Origin of the sequence: Clostridium sp. Marseille-Q5894, assembly GCF_946902305.1 — a bacterium.
In the GTDB taxonomy this organism is placed as follows: domain Bacteria; phylum Bacillota_I; class Bacilli_A; order Erysipelotrichales; family Coprobacillaceae; genus Thomasclavelia.
Window position 1 is genome coordinate 192,700 of sequence record NZ_CAMPPT010000002.1, and the last position, 14,014, is coordinate 206,713.

The window sequence follows — 14,014 nt, forward strand, 5'->3', positions numbered from 1 at the left end:
TGATATTCATGACTTAACTGTTTATGTAGTCGATATATGAAAGGACTCTGACATTATATAATCGACATAATAATTCAAATTCTTCAAAAATATCAGGATAAATACTAATTCTCATTGGACTGTTAATTAATAACACATCAAAGTTCCTTTGCTTAATTTCTGTGATAAGTGTTTTCATTTCATAAGAATTCAGATACTTACCATCTGAAATAACATGTGTATGACCAATGACTTCCATATTACATTTTTCAGCAATTTCTTCTAGCTGATCATTTTGAAAGTACAGTAATGATCTTGATGTATTTGGATTTATACGACAATAAATCCACGCTCTTATTTGTTCCATTCACGTTCCTCCTTCAAATTGTCCTTTCATGCATATACGCAGAAATTACTCATCAAAGTGCAAAAGTTTTTTTAACTTTTTTTGAAGAAGTTTCTGGATTTTCTTTTTTCTATAAGTTACTGCCTGTCGTGTGAGATGAAAGTGTTTTGCTATTTGTGTATCAGAATATTCATAAATAAAAGCCTCAATAGCAATCTTTTTATCTAAATCATCTAATAAATCTATTTCTTGATAAATAGCATTAACTACATCTTTTAACCATAGCTTATCTATTATGTTTTTATTGTCTGGCAAAGAAAAAGAAGCAGCTAAATCAATGTCTCCATAATGTAAGACGGATTTAGCTACTTCCTGTTGATATGTATAATATAATTTATTATAACTTGCTTTGCATATTTTATAAATTTTTTCATCTACTTCTATATATTCATCTTTTATCCTTAAATAGTAAATCTTGTTTCCTGATTTGTTTTCTATTTTAAAATCATTCTTTTTATAATCGTATAAATGATTTTTCACCTTTGTTTCCTCCTTTATTTTTAATAAGAAGAAAACAGGGTGGTGATCGATTATGTAACATAGCAAACCTTCTTCAAACCATTGTGTATATAATCTGATAAAACAGATAGTTTAACTAACATGTTAATCATTAAAAAAATTATTTTTTTATCATGCTATATTAAACAGTATCGGTGAAGTCATTTGTCTTAAACTATCATTATTTGCATAAAAAAATCACCATTTTATATAAATATTCAAGTTATAATAAACTTCTTAATTAACCATCTGACACATGTGCATAGTATGGCTCAACCAGATTGAGTACAGTAATAATTGTTTTTTTAGGACATCGATGTGATTTTAAAATATATTTTTGTATTTTACTCATAAAGTTTTTTCCAGTATTTCTATGATTGAAACGCCACTCCTGCTCTTTCAAGAATAATCGCAAGTCACGCTTTGTTACACCATGATATATACCGGTAATATTATTTTTTATATCACCAATCAATATGTTGATCCAATATAATCAATGATTATCTTCATCATAGAGTATTTTTTCTGACTTTAATGTGATTTTGTCAGCTAATCCTAGAAATGATGATTTTCCATCAGTATTGAGAACTCTTTCTCCTGACAGTTCTACTTTTTTGAAATAAATCTAACTATATTGTTTGTGCTATCTACGGCTACTGGCATCAGTTTTATGAATTTTGAATACTTGTTTTCCTTGTATGTTGATAACACTACTAAAAAGGGTTGCTGTTCAGTAGCAACTCCTTGTTTGTGTTCTTCTTTATTTTTGAACCAATATAGGCAATATCCGCTTCATAAAATAAACTGTCCAAAATTTTATCACTTTTACTTTGAAACATGAGTATTCTGCATTTTCTGCAAAGCAATAAAGCTGTTTTGTAGTTTACTTCAAGTTCACTAGCTAATTCAACTGCTGATAGACCTTTATTAGCCGTAAAAAAGAGGTACATCCCCAAAATCAGCTTATAAAGATCTAGCTTGTTATCTTGAAATATAGTATTTGAAAGCAGGTCATGTTGATGTCCACATTCTCTGCATTGAAAAACATCGCCTCTTTTAATAGCGTAGTAATGTGTACAGTCACATTTTTCACAGTAAAATCTAACAGGCCATTTCATGCTGAAAAAGAATTGAACACATTCATCATGATTGTTAACATATTTTCTAGTTAAATCAATTAAAGAATTTTTTCTTGGTTTTAGATTTTTAGACATAGTAACCACCTTTTTAAAATAAGTATACAATATTTTAAAGAATTGGCAGTTTACATAATTGACTTTGAAAGTGGGAAAAACGTAGTTAAACAAAAAGATGTGTTATGTGGTTAATTAAGATAAACTTTAAAAGTAAAAGAAAAATCAAAAGGAACAATGATGATTGATATATATGATTGATAAAATGGTTCAGTCAAGTGAATATTATTTATATGTCTATATTGAATATCATTATCTAGAAGGATATTCAGGAAATAATGGATATCTTTTTGGAAAAGATGACATAACAGAAAGTATATAGGAAGATTATGATATTAAAGAAAGTCAGGAATATATAAAAGATGCAAAAAAGAAAATGATTATGTATCAGTATAAAAATGACTTAAAACATAAAAGAGCAAGCAATTATTTAGAAGGATATTAGGAAATTATATAAATTGAAGGTTACAAGGTATATTTAAACATGCAAGATGTAAAAACATGGAATGTTTAGCACATCATAGATAGAAGTTTTTAGAAGTATAGGTTAAAGCACCAAAAGAAACAGAAATAAAAAAACGGAAACTGTTAAACCGCATTTTTAACACATTAAACAATAAAATAAAACTGCAAAATAAAATAATCAAAAGGTGTAAGGTATGCGCTTTGTAACGGCATAATTTTCCACCTGTTTTTTTCTATGATTTATTGTATGATAGTAATATAAATATTACGAAAGGAAAAAGAAAAGAAACAGACTGTTAAAGTATCCTATTGCAGCAATATGGCGAAATCCGGAATGAATCCGAAGATGCTGCAGTACCTTATGGGGCATAGTGATATAGGGGTTACGCTTAACACTTATACGCATCTTGGCCTTGAGGACGCAGAAGATGAATTGAAACGGCTGGAAGACCTGCAGAATGCAAAAAGGAACTAGAACGGACACAAGGGGAGAAGCCGGTGTCGCAGAGGATATTTAAGGCGATATAATATAGAAGAATGATGACGCTCTGGTTTTGACTAGGGCGTTTTTTGTGGAAAAATTGGTAAGATGACGATATAATATCTTTGTTAGATAATTTTGTAATTTATATGTAGAAAGGGTGAAGGCATATGAGTTCTATGGTTACTAAAAATGCACATATTATTAACGCAGATACGCGATCATTGATATCAACAAGGTATAAAAGAATTACTAAAGCAGTGAATCAGACTTTTTGGGATAGTATAAGTGAAACGGCACATAGCTTTTATGTTGGTTCATATGGGAGAGGAACGGCAATTAATACAAGTGATTTGGATGTATTAATTGAATTGCCAGATAGTGAATTTGAGCACTTTTCATCTGCTAATGGAAATGGGCAGTCAAGATTGTTACAAGCAGTAAGAAATGCATTATTGGTTACATATCCTAAGACAGATATAAAAGGTGATGGACAAGTTGTTGTAGTACAATTTTCAGATGATATGAAATTTGAAATATTACCAGTTTTTAAAAATAATACTATATGGGGATGGGATGGAACATATAAATATCCAGATACACATATGGGTGGAAATTGGATGTCGACGAATCCTAAAGCAGAACAAGATGCTATTAAAGAAAAAAATGAGCACTCAAATGGTTTACTGTGTGATGCTTGTAAACATATTCGATATGTGAGAGATAATCATTTTTCAAGTTATCATTTATCAGGAATCTTGATAGATTCCTTTATGTATGATGCTATTAAAGGGTGGCATTTTTTACGTGAAGGAGAACAACATTCTGGTGGAAATGAAACATTTGAGGAAGCATTGTTGAAATATTATAATGAAATATCATTAAACGGATATATAGCGCCACAAATAAAAGCACCTGGTAGCAAAATGGATGTTGATGTAAACAAAGGTTGGGAAGTGTTAGGAAAAGTATTAAGATATATGGTTTAATATGCTGTGTAAACTTACATAAATTTTATATCCAAGAATGTTAAAATTAGGAGGAAGATTTAGTATGAATAATGAATATCAAATGTTGCTAGATGAGGTAAGACAAAACTATGCAAGTGTAGTGTGGACTCATAAAATACAAGAAAAACAAGCGGATATTTATCATGAGAAGTATGCAAAATTAGAAACTGTAAATATTTTAGTTGCTTCTGTAACTTCATGTGGAATTGTGAGTTCAATTTTTTGTGATAACATTTGGGCAAAAATAATTTCTGCAGTTCTTTCTTTTATAACGTTAACAATTACTGCTTATTTTAAAAGTTTTGATATAAAAGGAATGGAAAAGCAAAACAAAGAATATGCGAATAAGTTTTTGGTTATACGAAATAGGTTATTGCATATAGTTTGTGATATTCATATGAAAAAATGTAGTGTAGATGAAATTAATGAAAATTATGTTAAAATTATGGATGAATTAAATGAATTATATATTGAAGCACCATCTACCACTCAAGAGGCAGTTGATAGAGCATCAGAAGCACTTAAGGTAAATATGGAGTATACATATACGGACGAAGAAATAGATAATTTTTTACCACAGGCACTTAGAGGAAGGATTGAGGAATAATTGGCATTAATAAATGACTTTGAAACATTTTGTAGTAATATTCAATTAGATAATCTAGCTGATATGAAGAAAACTACAGGAGAGATTGCGAAAAAACTTAATAAGAGTTACTACAATTTAGATGGTGAAACGGAATTGCATATGTATATTGTTGGCTCTGTGGGAAGAAATACAGCTGTTTGTGGAAGTAGTGATCTGGATGTTATATTTGATTTGCCAGCTAGTATATATAGTAAATATGAGGCATATACGGAAAACGGACAGTCTGCATTGTTACAAGATGTAAAGAAAGTACTTCAAGAAAAATATCCCAATTCAGATATTAGAGGGGATGGTCAAGTAGTAGTTATTGCTTTCAATAAATATACTGTCGAATTAGTTCCGGGGTTTAAACAGTCGGATGATAGGTTTAAGTATCCTGATACACATGATGGAGGAAAATGGAAGTATACAGATCCATTGAGCGAACAAAGTGCATGTGCTGAATGCGAATCAGAATCTGAAGGAAAGTATTATGATTTTTGTCATATTGTAAGAAGCTGGAGAAATCATATTGGTTTCAAAATGGGAGGATTATTGATTGACACATTGACATATGACTTTTTCGAAGATAATGATTTTTTTGTTGGTGATTCGTCAAAAAATTATTTAGAAATACTAAAAGATTTATTTGCATTTTTGAAAAATCAGGATAAAAATAGAAGTTATTGGTATGCAATGGGAAGTAATCAGTGTGTATATAATTCTGATAATGGAAAGTTTGTTGGTAAGGCAAAGAAGGCGTATAATAAGATAAATAATCTTACAATAGAATCAGAGGATGCCAATAAAATATTGAGGCAAGTTCTTGGAAATGCATTTCCAAAAGCTGAAGGAAAAACAGAAAAATCTGCACAGTATTCTGTTACTAAGAGATATTATGATAGAGGAGCTTCAACAGAGGAATTTATTGAAGAGAGATTTCCTGTTGACATAAGGTATACTCTTGATATTGATTGCAATGTGACACAGGATGGTTGGAGACCATTCTTTTTAAGAAAATATCTTATTGACAGTGCGATTCCTATAAGAAAAAATAAAAAACTTGATTTCTTTATTGTAGATACGGATTGTCCAAAACCGTATGATGTTTATTGGAAAATTAGAAATGTGGGAGCAGAGGCAATAAGACGTGATATGGTGCGAGGTAATATTTGCAAAGAAAGCGGAACTCATCATACGGAAAATACAGAGTTTGAAGGTGAGCATTATGTGGAGTGCTTTTTGATAAAAAATAATGTGTGTGTTGCAAGGGATAAAATAGATGTGCCAATAGGTACAATTTAAATCTTTAGTAGTAATCTAACTAGCTTTTTACTCCGTTTCTACTACGATTGCTGTACACATCTTGCAATATTTTGCTAAGTTTTGCATTTTTTGTACAGAAATGACCGATACATAAAGAAGAATTTACACCGCGCAAATCGCTGCAAATGGCAGCAGGACAGCGCATTTTGAAAGGAGTTTTTATGAGTATACGCGTACTTTTCATCTGCCACGGCAGTATCCAAAATGATGTGTCGAACTAGCTATTTGTATTAAGCTAATTATAAACCTTTTTTTCAATTATTAACCTATAATTATATAAATATTAATTGGATAAAAATTGTATAGTTGAAAAAACAACAAATGAATAAAACACTTTTGGTTTTGAGAAGAAAATCTTGTACATAAAAAACGAACATGATAAACTAATACTGTTTAAGAAAGGATGTGATCAACATGTTAAGAAATATTCATAACAAAAACAGAATAAAAATAAAAAATGTAGGTCACAAGTGTATCGATTAGTCAAGCACAGTATCTACTGTGCTTTTATTATGCTCTTGTGACGAATAGACACAGGAGGAAACATGAAAGTTAAAATAATGAAAAATAAGAAGTTGTGGATGGAAGATGATGCCAGTGCACAATTAGTAAAAATCAGTTGTTTTGATAGTGTTGTGGATATTATTGGATTACCTGATCTTCATCAGGGGAAAACACCTGTTGGAACAACTATTAAGACAAAAGACATGATCTATCCGTTTTTCATAGGAAATGATATTGGATGTGGTATGTCTTTATTTGATACAAATGTCAAATTAAAGAAATTTGATATGGAGAAGTTTATTAAAAAATTAGAAAATACTGTAAGCGACAAATAATTAAGCACTTATAAATAATAGAATAATTCAATACAATAAGGATGTACTAAACAAGGAGGTGCATCTTTATGATGAAAAAGACCAGGGAACAATGGAAAGAAGTTATAGAAGATCAAAAAGCAAGTGGACTGTCAATAGAAAAATACTGTCAACAGAGCCATATCTGTGTTTCCAGTTTCTATAAATATAAGTCACGGATTATTAAAGAAGAATCTTCTTTTCTTCCTGTCGTTGTTGATAAAGATGATGAAATGATTGATTTTGAAATTGATCATCATCATATTTCGTGTTCAAAGCAACATGTCAGAGTAATATTGGAGAGTCTGCTATGATTATCAATACCGATGAGATCAAAAATATCTATGTTTCCAAAAAATACTGTGATATGAGAAAACAGATTGCGGGTCTTTCATTGATTGTCACATCCGAATTTAAGATGAATGTTCTTGATCACAGTCTGTTTATCTTTACCAATGCTTCACGCAATCGAATCAAGATGCTCTATTATGAAGCCAATGGATTCTGGCTTTTTACCAGAAGACTGGAAAATGGAAAATTTAAACTTAAAATGCATGAAGAATCTGGTGTTCTGATGATTACTCCTCAACAGCTCAACTGGCTGATTGAAGGGTTGGAATTTGAAGACATGATATGTGAAAATACGGTTTCCAATCGTATTATTATCTAGTATTTTATGGTATAATCTTTTGTGTTTTAAGGATGTGATGATCAATGAAAAATGAAGAAAGAATCAGTCAGCTAGAAGCAGAACTTGAAGCTAAAAACAATGTCATAGAAAGTCTCAAACAGGAACTGAATTATATTCATGAACAGCTTGTACTTTATAAAAAGACTCTCTATGGCTCAAGAACTGAAAAGACTGAAATTCCTAATCAGTTGACACTCAATATTTTTAATGAAGCTGAAACTGAAGAAACACCCATAAAAGCAGAACCTGAACTTCAGGTAAGGGTGTCATCACATTCAAGAAAGAAATCAAGAAAAAGAAATATTGATGATCTTCCTGAAACAGTTGTTGAACATGATATAGAAGATAAAACTGATCCTCGAACAGGGAAACCATTAAGACTTATTGGAACGAATGAAAGAAAAGAACTTGTTCATCATAAGTGTTAAACCGGATATTCTCCACATCACTTAACCGCAAATTATATTAACTGTTATTTTATTGCTTTTTATTAACGAGCGCACATTATTTCAACTTTTCCATTACAGACAGATTCAAAAAAAGATGCACCTGTTACAGTACATCTTGACTATAGTCCTTGCTTTTATAAACTTCTTTTATGGCATATGCAATCTGTAAGCTTAAATCCTCATCTTTCACCTTTTCACAGAGTGCATCTGAATTCCAAAATATATCTGTTGGATGTGCCAGTTCCACATTTATTTCATAGTTCGCAATGCATATGTTCCATTGATTTGACAGATGTTCTAGATAACATCTCAATTTGCGGTTGCCTGCTTCAACTTCAAATTCATAAAACGGTGTGATATGAAGATATGAAATTTCACCAACCAGCTTACCTCCATCCTTGTTCTTGTAAATATAATCCATAATCCTATCCAAGCATCAGTTCTTTGCTTGCCTCCATGATAAGTTCACTGTCAATAATTTCCTTATTGTAATGCATTCCAAGTATAAGACTCTTGTTGATAAGCAAATTAAGTATTCTTACTGATGTATTCATCAGAGAATACAATGTATGATAACACTCTTCTTTGAAAAGATCACTTCGACAGTTGACAGACTGCAATCTTGAAATGACATAATTTTTGACTTCTTCTTCATTGAAACCAGTAAATGTATAATTCATATTGATTCGCTGTCTGAATGGTTCCAGTGCTTTCAGACGCAGTGTTCTCAGGAATTCATTCTGACCTACAAATATAAGTGTACAGTAATCTTTTGAGTCATAGTCAAAGTTCATAAGCATTATAAATTCTCTGAGTACCTCTTTCCTTAGAAATTGTGCTTCATCTATCGCTATGATCACTTCTGTTTTATTTTCAGATGTCAGTCTTCTTAATTCCTCCTGAATCTGATGAAACATCTGTGATTTTTTAGTTGTTTCTTCAAGACCAAGTGCATCATTAAGCATACGGTAAAAATCAATAGCTGTAATAGTTGTCATACATATATAGATAACGACATAGCGATTTGGATTGAGTGCTTCAAGTGTTTTTCTGAGGCATGTGGTCTTGCCCATTCCCGGGTTGCTTAAAAATACTCCAATACCTCTTGATCTGATTGTAAATTCCAGTCGGTTTGTCATCTGATTGAAATCATTGGATGTAAAAAGTGTTGAAACAGCTGCATCCTTAGTAAATGGATTTTTATCCATTCCATAATAAGTTGTCATTTCCATTAGTATATAATCTCCTCTCTTCTTGTTTTTCCGTTTTCAATTCGATCCGTTCTTTTTAAAGGAACTTTTTTCTTCTGGGATATGTCATAAAGATATGTTCCTTCAAAGGTTCTGGGATTATAGCGGATGACCACCCTCATGCCAATATAAACTGATGGTACATCAAACAGCTGATTCTCAACAAGCACGGTAGAATCTCCGTTTACTTTTCTGGTTGTTTCATGAAGAAATGTGTCGGCTAGCCAGTCAGCATAGTCAACAGGTGATTTATTTGACAGTCTCGCTACTTCTATATCCTTCATATCGTACAGATAGCGTTCAAGGGGCGTATGATTGTCATTTTCATCTTCCTTTAATGATGAATGAATCGTTCTGTTATATTCATTGATCCACCTGTTCAGATCATTATTCAACTGACTGAGGGAATGGTAATCTGAGCCTTTATGTATATCCATAAACCGCATCTTCATTGTATGAAAGAATCTCTCTATAAGAGCCTTGCCAGTCGGTGAATACGGGGGATTATAAATAATCTTGGTTCCAAGTCTTGCTTCTATTTCCCTAGTACTTTTATTTCTGTAGCTGCTTCCATTATCTAAAATTAATACTTTGCTTCTTCCATATCTTAATACCGCATCATGCCATACTTTTTGAAAGTTAACCGCATTGTCATTGAAAAAGAATTCTGCACCAACGATCATTCTGGAATGATTATCAATCATAGCGATAAGATAGGTTTTCCTGTAAATATTTTCCTCGTCATAAATATAGAATGTGTGACAGGTATCTGCTTCGTAGCCGTCACAGGAATGAGCAAATTCCCATGTTCTTCTTTCTCTGGTCAGTGTTTCCCCATGACTGTTCCTTAAACCGCTGTTTTTAATATAACGCTGTATGGTATCTACGGAACAGTCTCCTTTGTTCAGGATTCCATCTGCAATCATTTTCTCATAAACCATGACACCAGTAATTCTAGGGTATTCCTTTATTAAGGATGCAATATACTGTTTGTGTTCTTCATCAAGTTTTCTAACTCTCCCCGAATCCAGACGATCTTTTGGCATCAGGCCATCAAAGCCAGAGTTCCGGTAAATATAAAGCCAGCCCTTGATAGTCTGATCAGAAAATTTCCTTTTAGTGCCATCAGGCCAGTTCACTTCATTTTTTGCGACACGTTTAAAATAGGCACCGGCAGAAGTATCAGTATAAGTATGAGAAATCACTGGTGCAATCAAAGAAAACTTGATCTGGCTAACAAGTTTTCTGTATTCATAGCTGGCAGTATTTTGTGTATTCATATTAATTCCTCCTCAAACAGAGTATAGAACAACTGAAAGATACATAACATTGCCATCTTATTTAATTGTGAAATGCAGGAAAGAGGCTAAGAGGTTCGATTAAATAAACTGCGGTCATACTGAAAAAGAGTATGAAGATTAAAGTCAAAAAGATCCTGAATGACAGAACTGTAATTATAAATCAGATGAACAAAGAAGGACATTTTATATTTATTTTTGAGGAAATTAAAAATACGCAGATATGTATGATATTTTTTAATCCATCGATATAAAGTTGAAACAGAAATTCCAAACATGGAAGTCAGTTTACCAACAGTAAAAGAGGAAAAAAATTTTAAGGCAAGAATTTTTAAAACAAAAAACACAGAAAAAGAACAATGAGGAATAAAAATAGAGCCAGGAAGGACAGCATGAAAATGTTTGTCATTCTGGCAATAGAAAACGGGAATCGTAATTAAATCATCATGAACAGACTGATGAAAAGAAACATAATGTCTTGAATAGCATCGGAAATAAACAATGTTAGAGGATTTACAGGAAATATTATTGTGACAATGAACAGAAGAGGAATGAATATGATTGAGACAGTAAGATTCTATCCATTCAATTTGTTCAAAGGACGGTTCATTAAAGAATCTGATATTTTGAGAATTTAAGGCAGACTTGATAATTAATGAAAAATCTTGTATCATACTATTTGTATCATCAGTATCAACTGACGATGGAAAAGAAACAGTATTAAAGGGGTAGGATACTTTAAGGGGCTGTTTCTTTTCTTTTTTCCTTTCATAAATTTAGCATGTATAAATATATAATACACCAAAAAGAAATAAAAAAAAGATTAGAAATATGCGGTTTGAAACGTCATATCTTTAATCATACAGTTAAGTTAATGTGCAGTTTTATTAAAAATCTAGCGGTATTGAAATTGCGGTTTAACAATAAGGAATACTATGAAGTCATCAGACATGTTCAGTATGTTGTTTAGCGAATTAATTTAACTAACTTTTTTCAAATTAAATTAGACAGTATTAAATGTAAAATCATCACGATTAATTAAATTTGTTATACTATTTTAGACAATATCCGCACTTTATTTTATACTTTAACAGTAACAAAAATGCAGCTTTACACTGCATTTTCATATATTAATTTTAATCCTTCTGCAATCATTACACCATCAATTATGCTGTGCATGATATTTCCAATCCTTTCACTGTTCCAAAAAATATCATCTAACGTACTTAATGGACTTGATACATTTATCTCTGGTATACCAATCCAACGCTCTTGTCCCAGCTGAATTAAATATATGTCATACCTGCTCTTTCTTCCGCTTATACTGAATGATGTTATTTCATTGATTTTTTTTATATTTCTTATTTCACATTTCCATACCTGCTTTTTATATCTGCAGTTATATCTTATTGTTTTATCCGATTTCATTTGCTGCCTCCATTACTGTTTCATTATCGATTACCATTTTCTCTCTGGCTGCTCCTATTATTAAACAGTGGGTCAATAAATTATTCAGCTTTCTTGATGATCCCTGGCTTGCATTTGATAATGCCTTGAGCGCATCTGGCATTATCAGCGGCTGTGTTCTTCCTGCTTTTTTTAGCTTTTCAACCACATACCTTTCGATATCTTTCTCATTCATTCCAGAAGTTTCATACTGAATTACAATTCGCTGTTTCAATGCTTCATGCACAGCTCTGTTGACAGTGTGATTTAATACTGGTGTTCCTGACAGGATCAAAATTACATAATTATTTGAATCAAAATTAAAATTTAAAAGCATTATAAGATCATTAAGAATATCAGTTTTTAAAAACTGAGCTTCATCCAGTATGATCACTGGTACGATCCTTTTTTCATCGACAGTACTTTTTATATAGCTCTGTATATTTCTGAAATTATCTATTTTTTTATGCTGTGGTTCCAGCCCAAGCTGACTGCTCAGCTCACGATAAAATTCAATCGTTGTCAATGTAGACATTGGCATATAGATAACCTTATACAGTCCTGGGTTTAGTGTCTCACTGAATTTTTTCATGATAAATGTCTTGCCAGTTCCACTGCGTCCTGTGAAAAGTCCAATTCCTCGAACATCTTTCAGATAGTTAAGCCGACCAAGTGCTTCTTTAAAATCATTTGTAGATATTTCTATATCAGGCTGTCCTTTTTCAAACGGATTGAATTCAAGTCCGTAATAAATCTTAAAATCCTTCATCATGAATCCTCCTGTGCAAATAATGGTTTATTTCTTTTTATTCTGGAATTGTCAACCTTTCTGACTTCAAAGATTTCTATATAACTGTCATTTTCATATATATAAACGTTGCTTAAATCCGGTTTGTATTTAACTGTTATTCTTGTGCCGATATATTCCTGTTTTGTTTCATAAATTCTGGTATTGAGTCTGATTGTTGCATCATTGGCTACCTTTCTGGTAACCGTATGATAAAATATCTTTTCAAGTAAATTTGAATCGATTCTCCTGATTAAGTTTGAATCATCCATAAATACATTCAATGGTGTTTGACCGTTTAATGATGCATGTGGAGAATTGTTTTTTTGATTGACATATATACCAAAAGCAGCATCTATATCCTCGATACTTTTAAACTGGCTGAAATCAGTATTGTACATCCACTGTTCCTTTACTGATTTAAAGGCCCGCTCCACCTTTCCTTTCTGGTTGCCATGAAAGATTTTTGCACGACTTATCTGAATCTGCAGCTGAGCACAGATAAGTGGCAGCTGTTCATTCTTGTACGGTGTGCCGTTGTCAGTAAAAATTCTTTTTGGTATGCCGTATTTAGTTACAGCTCTCTTTAATACGGTTTGAACATTTACTGCATTGTCTTCGAGAAAAAATCCATAACCAACAATCATCCTTGAATGATCATCAATAATCATGATCAGATATGTTCTGAGCTTATGCCCGCTGTCATCGTTAATATAGGAACAGTAAGTAGTATCCATCTGCCACATGTCATTGGAATGTTCCATTTCAAAGGCCCGCATATCTTCAACAGGTATTCGGTTAAGTTCGGGTTTTGAGGCAATAAATCTTGATACTGTTGAAAGTGATACATCTTTTTTCAATATATCGCCATCTTCTATCAGTTTTAGATAAATGGAAGTGGCGGTCATCCTGGAGTTGTTTGCTTTCATATCAATGATTTTATTTTTTACATCTTTGGTCAGTTTGCGTGAATGCCCCTTGTCTTCACGTGTTTTTGGCATCAGCCCATTAAATCCCTCCCTGCGGTACAGGTCATACCAGTACCGTACAGTCTGGAAAGAGAATTCTTTAGAAGTGCCGTCAGGATACCGAAACGGAGTAGACGTAATTCTTTTGTAGTACTGCAGCGCAGAACGGTCAGGATATGTTTCATTAAGAACGGGAACGATCAGTTCATACCTGAAAAGTGCAATTTGAATGTTTAAATCTTCTTTTTTACTGTTATTCATATAGAATACACCTCCTGACCT

Annotated in this window: 18 protein-coding genes; 9 read left to right on the forward strand and 9 right to left on the reverse strand. The window is 32.1% G+C overall.

The features are described 5' to 3' along the window. Positions 1–13 precede the first annotated feature (13 nt). The 3 genes from OC535_RS03590 to OC535_RS03600 all read right to left on the reverse strand — a co-directional run bounded on the left by OC535_RS03590 (position 14) and on the right by OC535_RS03600 (position 2,097). The gene (locus OC535_RS03590; protein WP_498823176.1) at positions 14–346 is read right to left on the reverse strand and encodes a hypothetical protein; all 333 of its coding nucleotides are present in this window, start codon (positions 344–346) and stop codon (positions 14–16) included. Between the two features lie 45 nt (positions 347–391). After that, the gene (locus OC535_RS03595) at positions 392–865 is read right to left on the reverse strand and encodes a hypothetical protein (RefSeq protein ID WP_498823177.1); all 474 of its coding nucleotides are present in this window, start codon (positions 863–865) and stop codon (positions 392–394) included. 731 nt (positions 866–1,596) lie between these two features. Next, positions 1,597–2,097 carry a transposase gene (locus OC535_RS03600; RefSeq protein WP_498823178.1) on the reverse strand — a complete coding sequence of 167 codons (501 nt, stop codon included), beginning with the start codon at positions 2,095–2,097 and terminating at the stop codon, positions 1,597–1,599. 172 nt (positions 2,098–2,269) lie between these two features. Here OC535_RS03600 and OC535_RS03605 point away from each other — a divergent pair, with 172 nt between their 5' ends. The 9 genes from OC535_RS03605 (at position 2,270) to OC535_RS03645 (ending at position 7,962) form a co-directional block, all read left to right on the forward strand. After that, positions 2,270–2,398 (forward strand): hypothetical protein, encoded by a 129-nt coding sequence (locus OC535_RS03605; RefSeq protein WP_498823179.1) that lies wholly within the window; start codon positions 2,270–2,272, stop codon positions 2,396–2,398. 489 nt (positions 2,399–2,887) lie between these two features. Then, the gene (locus tag OC535_RS03610) at positions 2,888–3,016 is read left to right on the forward strand and encodes a hypothetical protein (protein ID WP_498823376.1); all 129 of its coding nucleotides are present in this window, start codon (positions 2,888–2,890) and stop codon (positions 3,014–3,016) included. Positions 3,017–3,192: 176 nt separating this feature from the next. Continuing rightward, positions 3,193–4,011, forward strand: coding sequence for an SMODS domain-containing nucleotidyltransferase (locus tag OC535_RS03615; RefSeq protein WP_498823180.1), 819 nt, complete (start codon positions 3,193–3,195; stop codon positions 4,009–4,011). A 64-nt stretch (positions 4,012–4,075) separates the two neighbouring features. Then, entirely contained in the window at positions 4,076–4,639 is a 564-nt protein-coding gene (locus OC535_RS03620) for an SLATT domain-containing protein (RefSeq protein ID WP_498823181.1), read from the forward strand. Then, positions 4,640–5,965 carry a nucleotide-binding domain-containing protein gene (locus OC535_RS03625; protein WP_498823182.1) on the forward strand — a complete coding sequence of 442 codons (1,326 nt, stop codon included), beginning with the start codon at positions 4,640–4,642 and terminating at the stop codon, positions 5,963–5,965. Between the two features lie 566 nt (positions 5,966–6,531). Then, positions 6,532–6,825, forward strand: a complete 294-nt coding sequence (locus OC535_RS03630) for an RtcB family protein (RefSeq protein ID WP_498823183.1) — start codon at positions 6,532–6,534, stop codon at positions 6,823–6,825. Positions 6,826–6,893: 68 nt separating this feature from the next. Beyond that, a complete protein-coding gene (gene tnpA, locus OC535_RS03635; RefSeq protein ID WP_498823184.1) occupies positions 6,894–7,157 on the forward strand; it encodes an IS66 family insertion sequence element accessory protein TnpA in 264 nt (87 codons plus the stop codon). Then, a complete protein-coding gene (gene tnpB / locus OC535_RS03640; protein WP_498823185.1) occupies positions 7,154–7,513 on the forward strand; it encodes an IS66 family insertion sequence element accessory protein TnpB in 360 nt (119 codons plus the stop codon). The genes tnpA and tnpB overlap by 4 nt, the downstream gene beginning before the upstream one ends. Before the next feature lie 44 nt (positions 7,514–7,557). Further along, positions 7,558–7,962, forward strand: coding sequence for an IS66 family transposase (locus tag OC535_RS03645; RefSeq protein ID WP_498823186.1), 405 nt, complete (start codon positions 7,558–7,560; stop codon positions 7,960–7,962). Between the two features lie 124 nt (positions 7,963–8,086). Here OC535_RS03645 and OC535_RS03650 read toward each other — a convergent pair whose 3' ends face one another. From OC535_RS03650 to OC535_RS03675, 6 genes are all read right to left on the reverse strand, one after another. After that, positions 8,087–8,404, reverse strand: coding sequence for a DUF6618 family protein (locus OC535_RS03650; protein ID WP_498823187.1), 318 nt, complete (start codon positions 8,402–8,404; stop codon positions 8,087–8,089). Between the two features lie 4 nt (positions 8,405–8,408). After that, entirely contained in the window at positions 8,409–9,215 is an 807-nt protein-coding gene (locus OC535_RS03655; RefSeq protein ID WP_498823188.1) for an ExeA family protein, read from the reverse strand. After that, entirely contained in the window at positions 9,215–10,513 is a 1,299-nt protein-coding gene (locus tag OC535_RS03660) for a TnsB C-terminal domain-containing protein (RefSeq protein ID WP_498823189.1), read from the reverse strand. Before OC535_RS03660 ends, OC535_RS03655 begins: the two co-directional genes overlap by 1 nt. A 1,128-nt stretch (positions 10,514–11,641) precedes the next feature. Continuing rightward, positions 11,642–11,959 carry a DUF6618 family protein gene (locus OC535_RS03665; RefSeq protein WP_027088811.1) on the reverse strand — a complete coding sequence of 106 codons (318 nt, stop codon included), beginning with the start codon at positions 11,957–11,959 and terminating at the stop codon, positions 11,642–11,644. Continuing rightward, positions 11,946–12,746, reverse strand: coding sequence for an ExeA family protein (locus OC535_RS03670; protein WP_498823190.1), 801 nt, complete (start codon positions 12,744–12,746; stop codon positions 11,946–11,948). The genes OC535_RS03665 and OC535_RS03670 overlap by 14 nt, the downstream gene beginning before the upstream one ends. Then, on the reverse strand, positions 12,746–13,993 hold the full coding sequence (locus OC535_RS03675) for a DDE-type integrase/transposase/recombinase (protein WP_027088813.1): 1,248 nt from the start codon (positions 13,991–13,993) through the stop codon (positions 12,746–12,748). The genes OC535_RS03670 and OC535_RS03675 overlap by 1 nt, the downstream gene beginning before the upstream one ends. Positions 13,994–14,014: the final 21 nt, after the last annotated feature.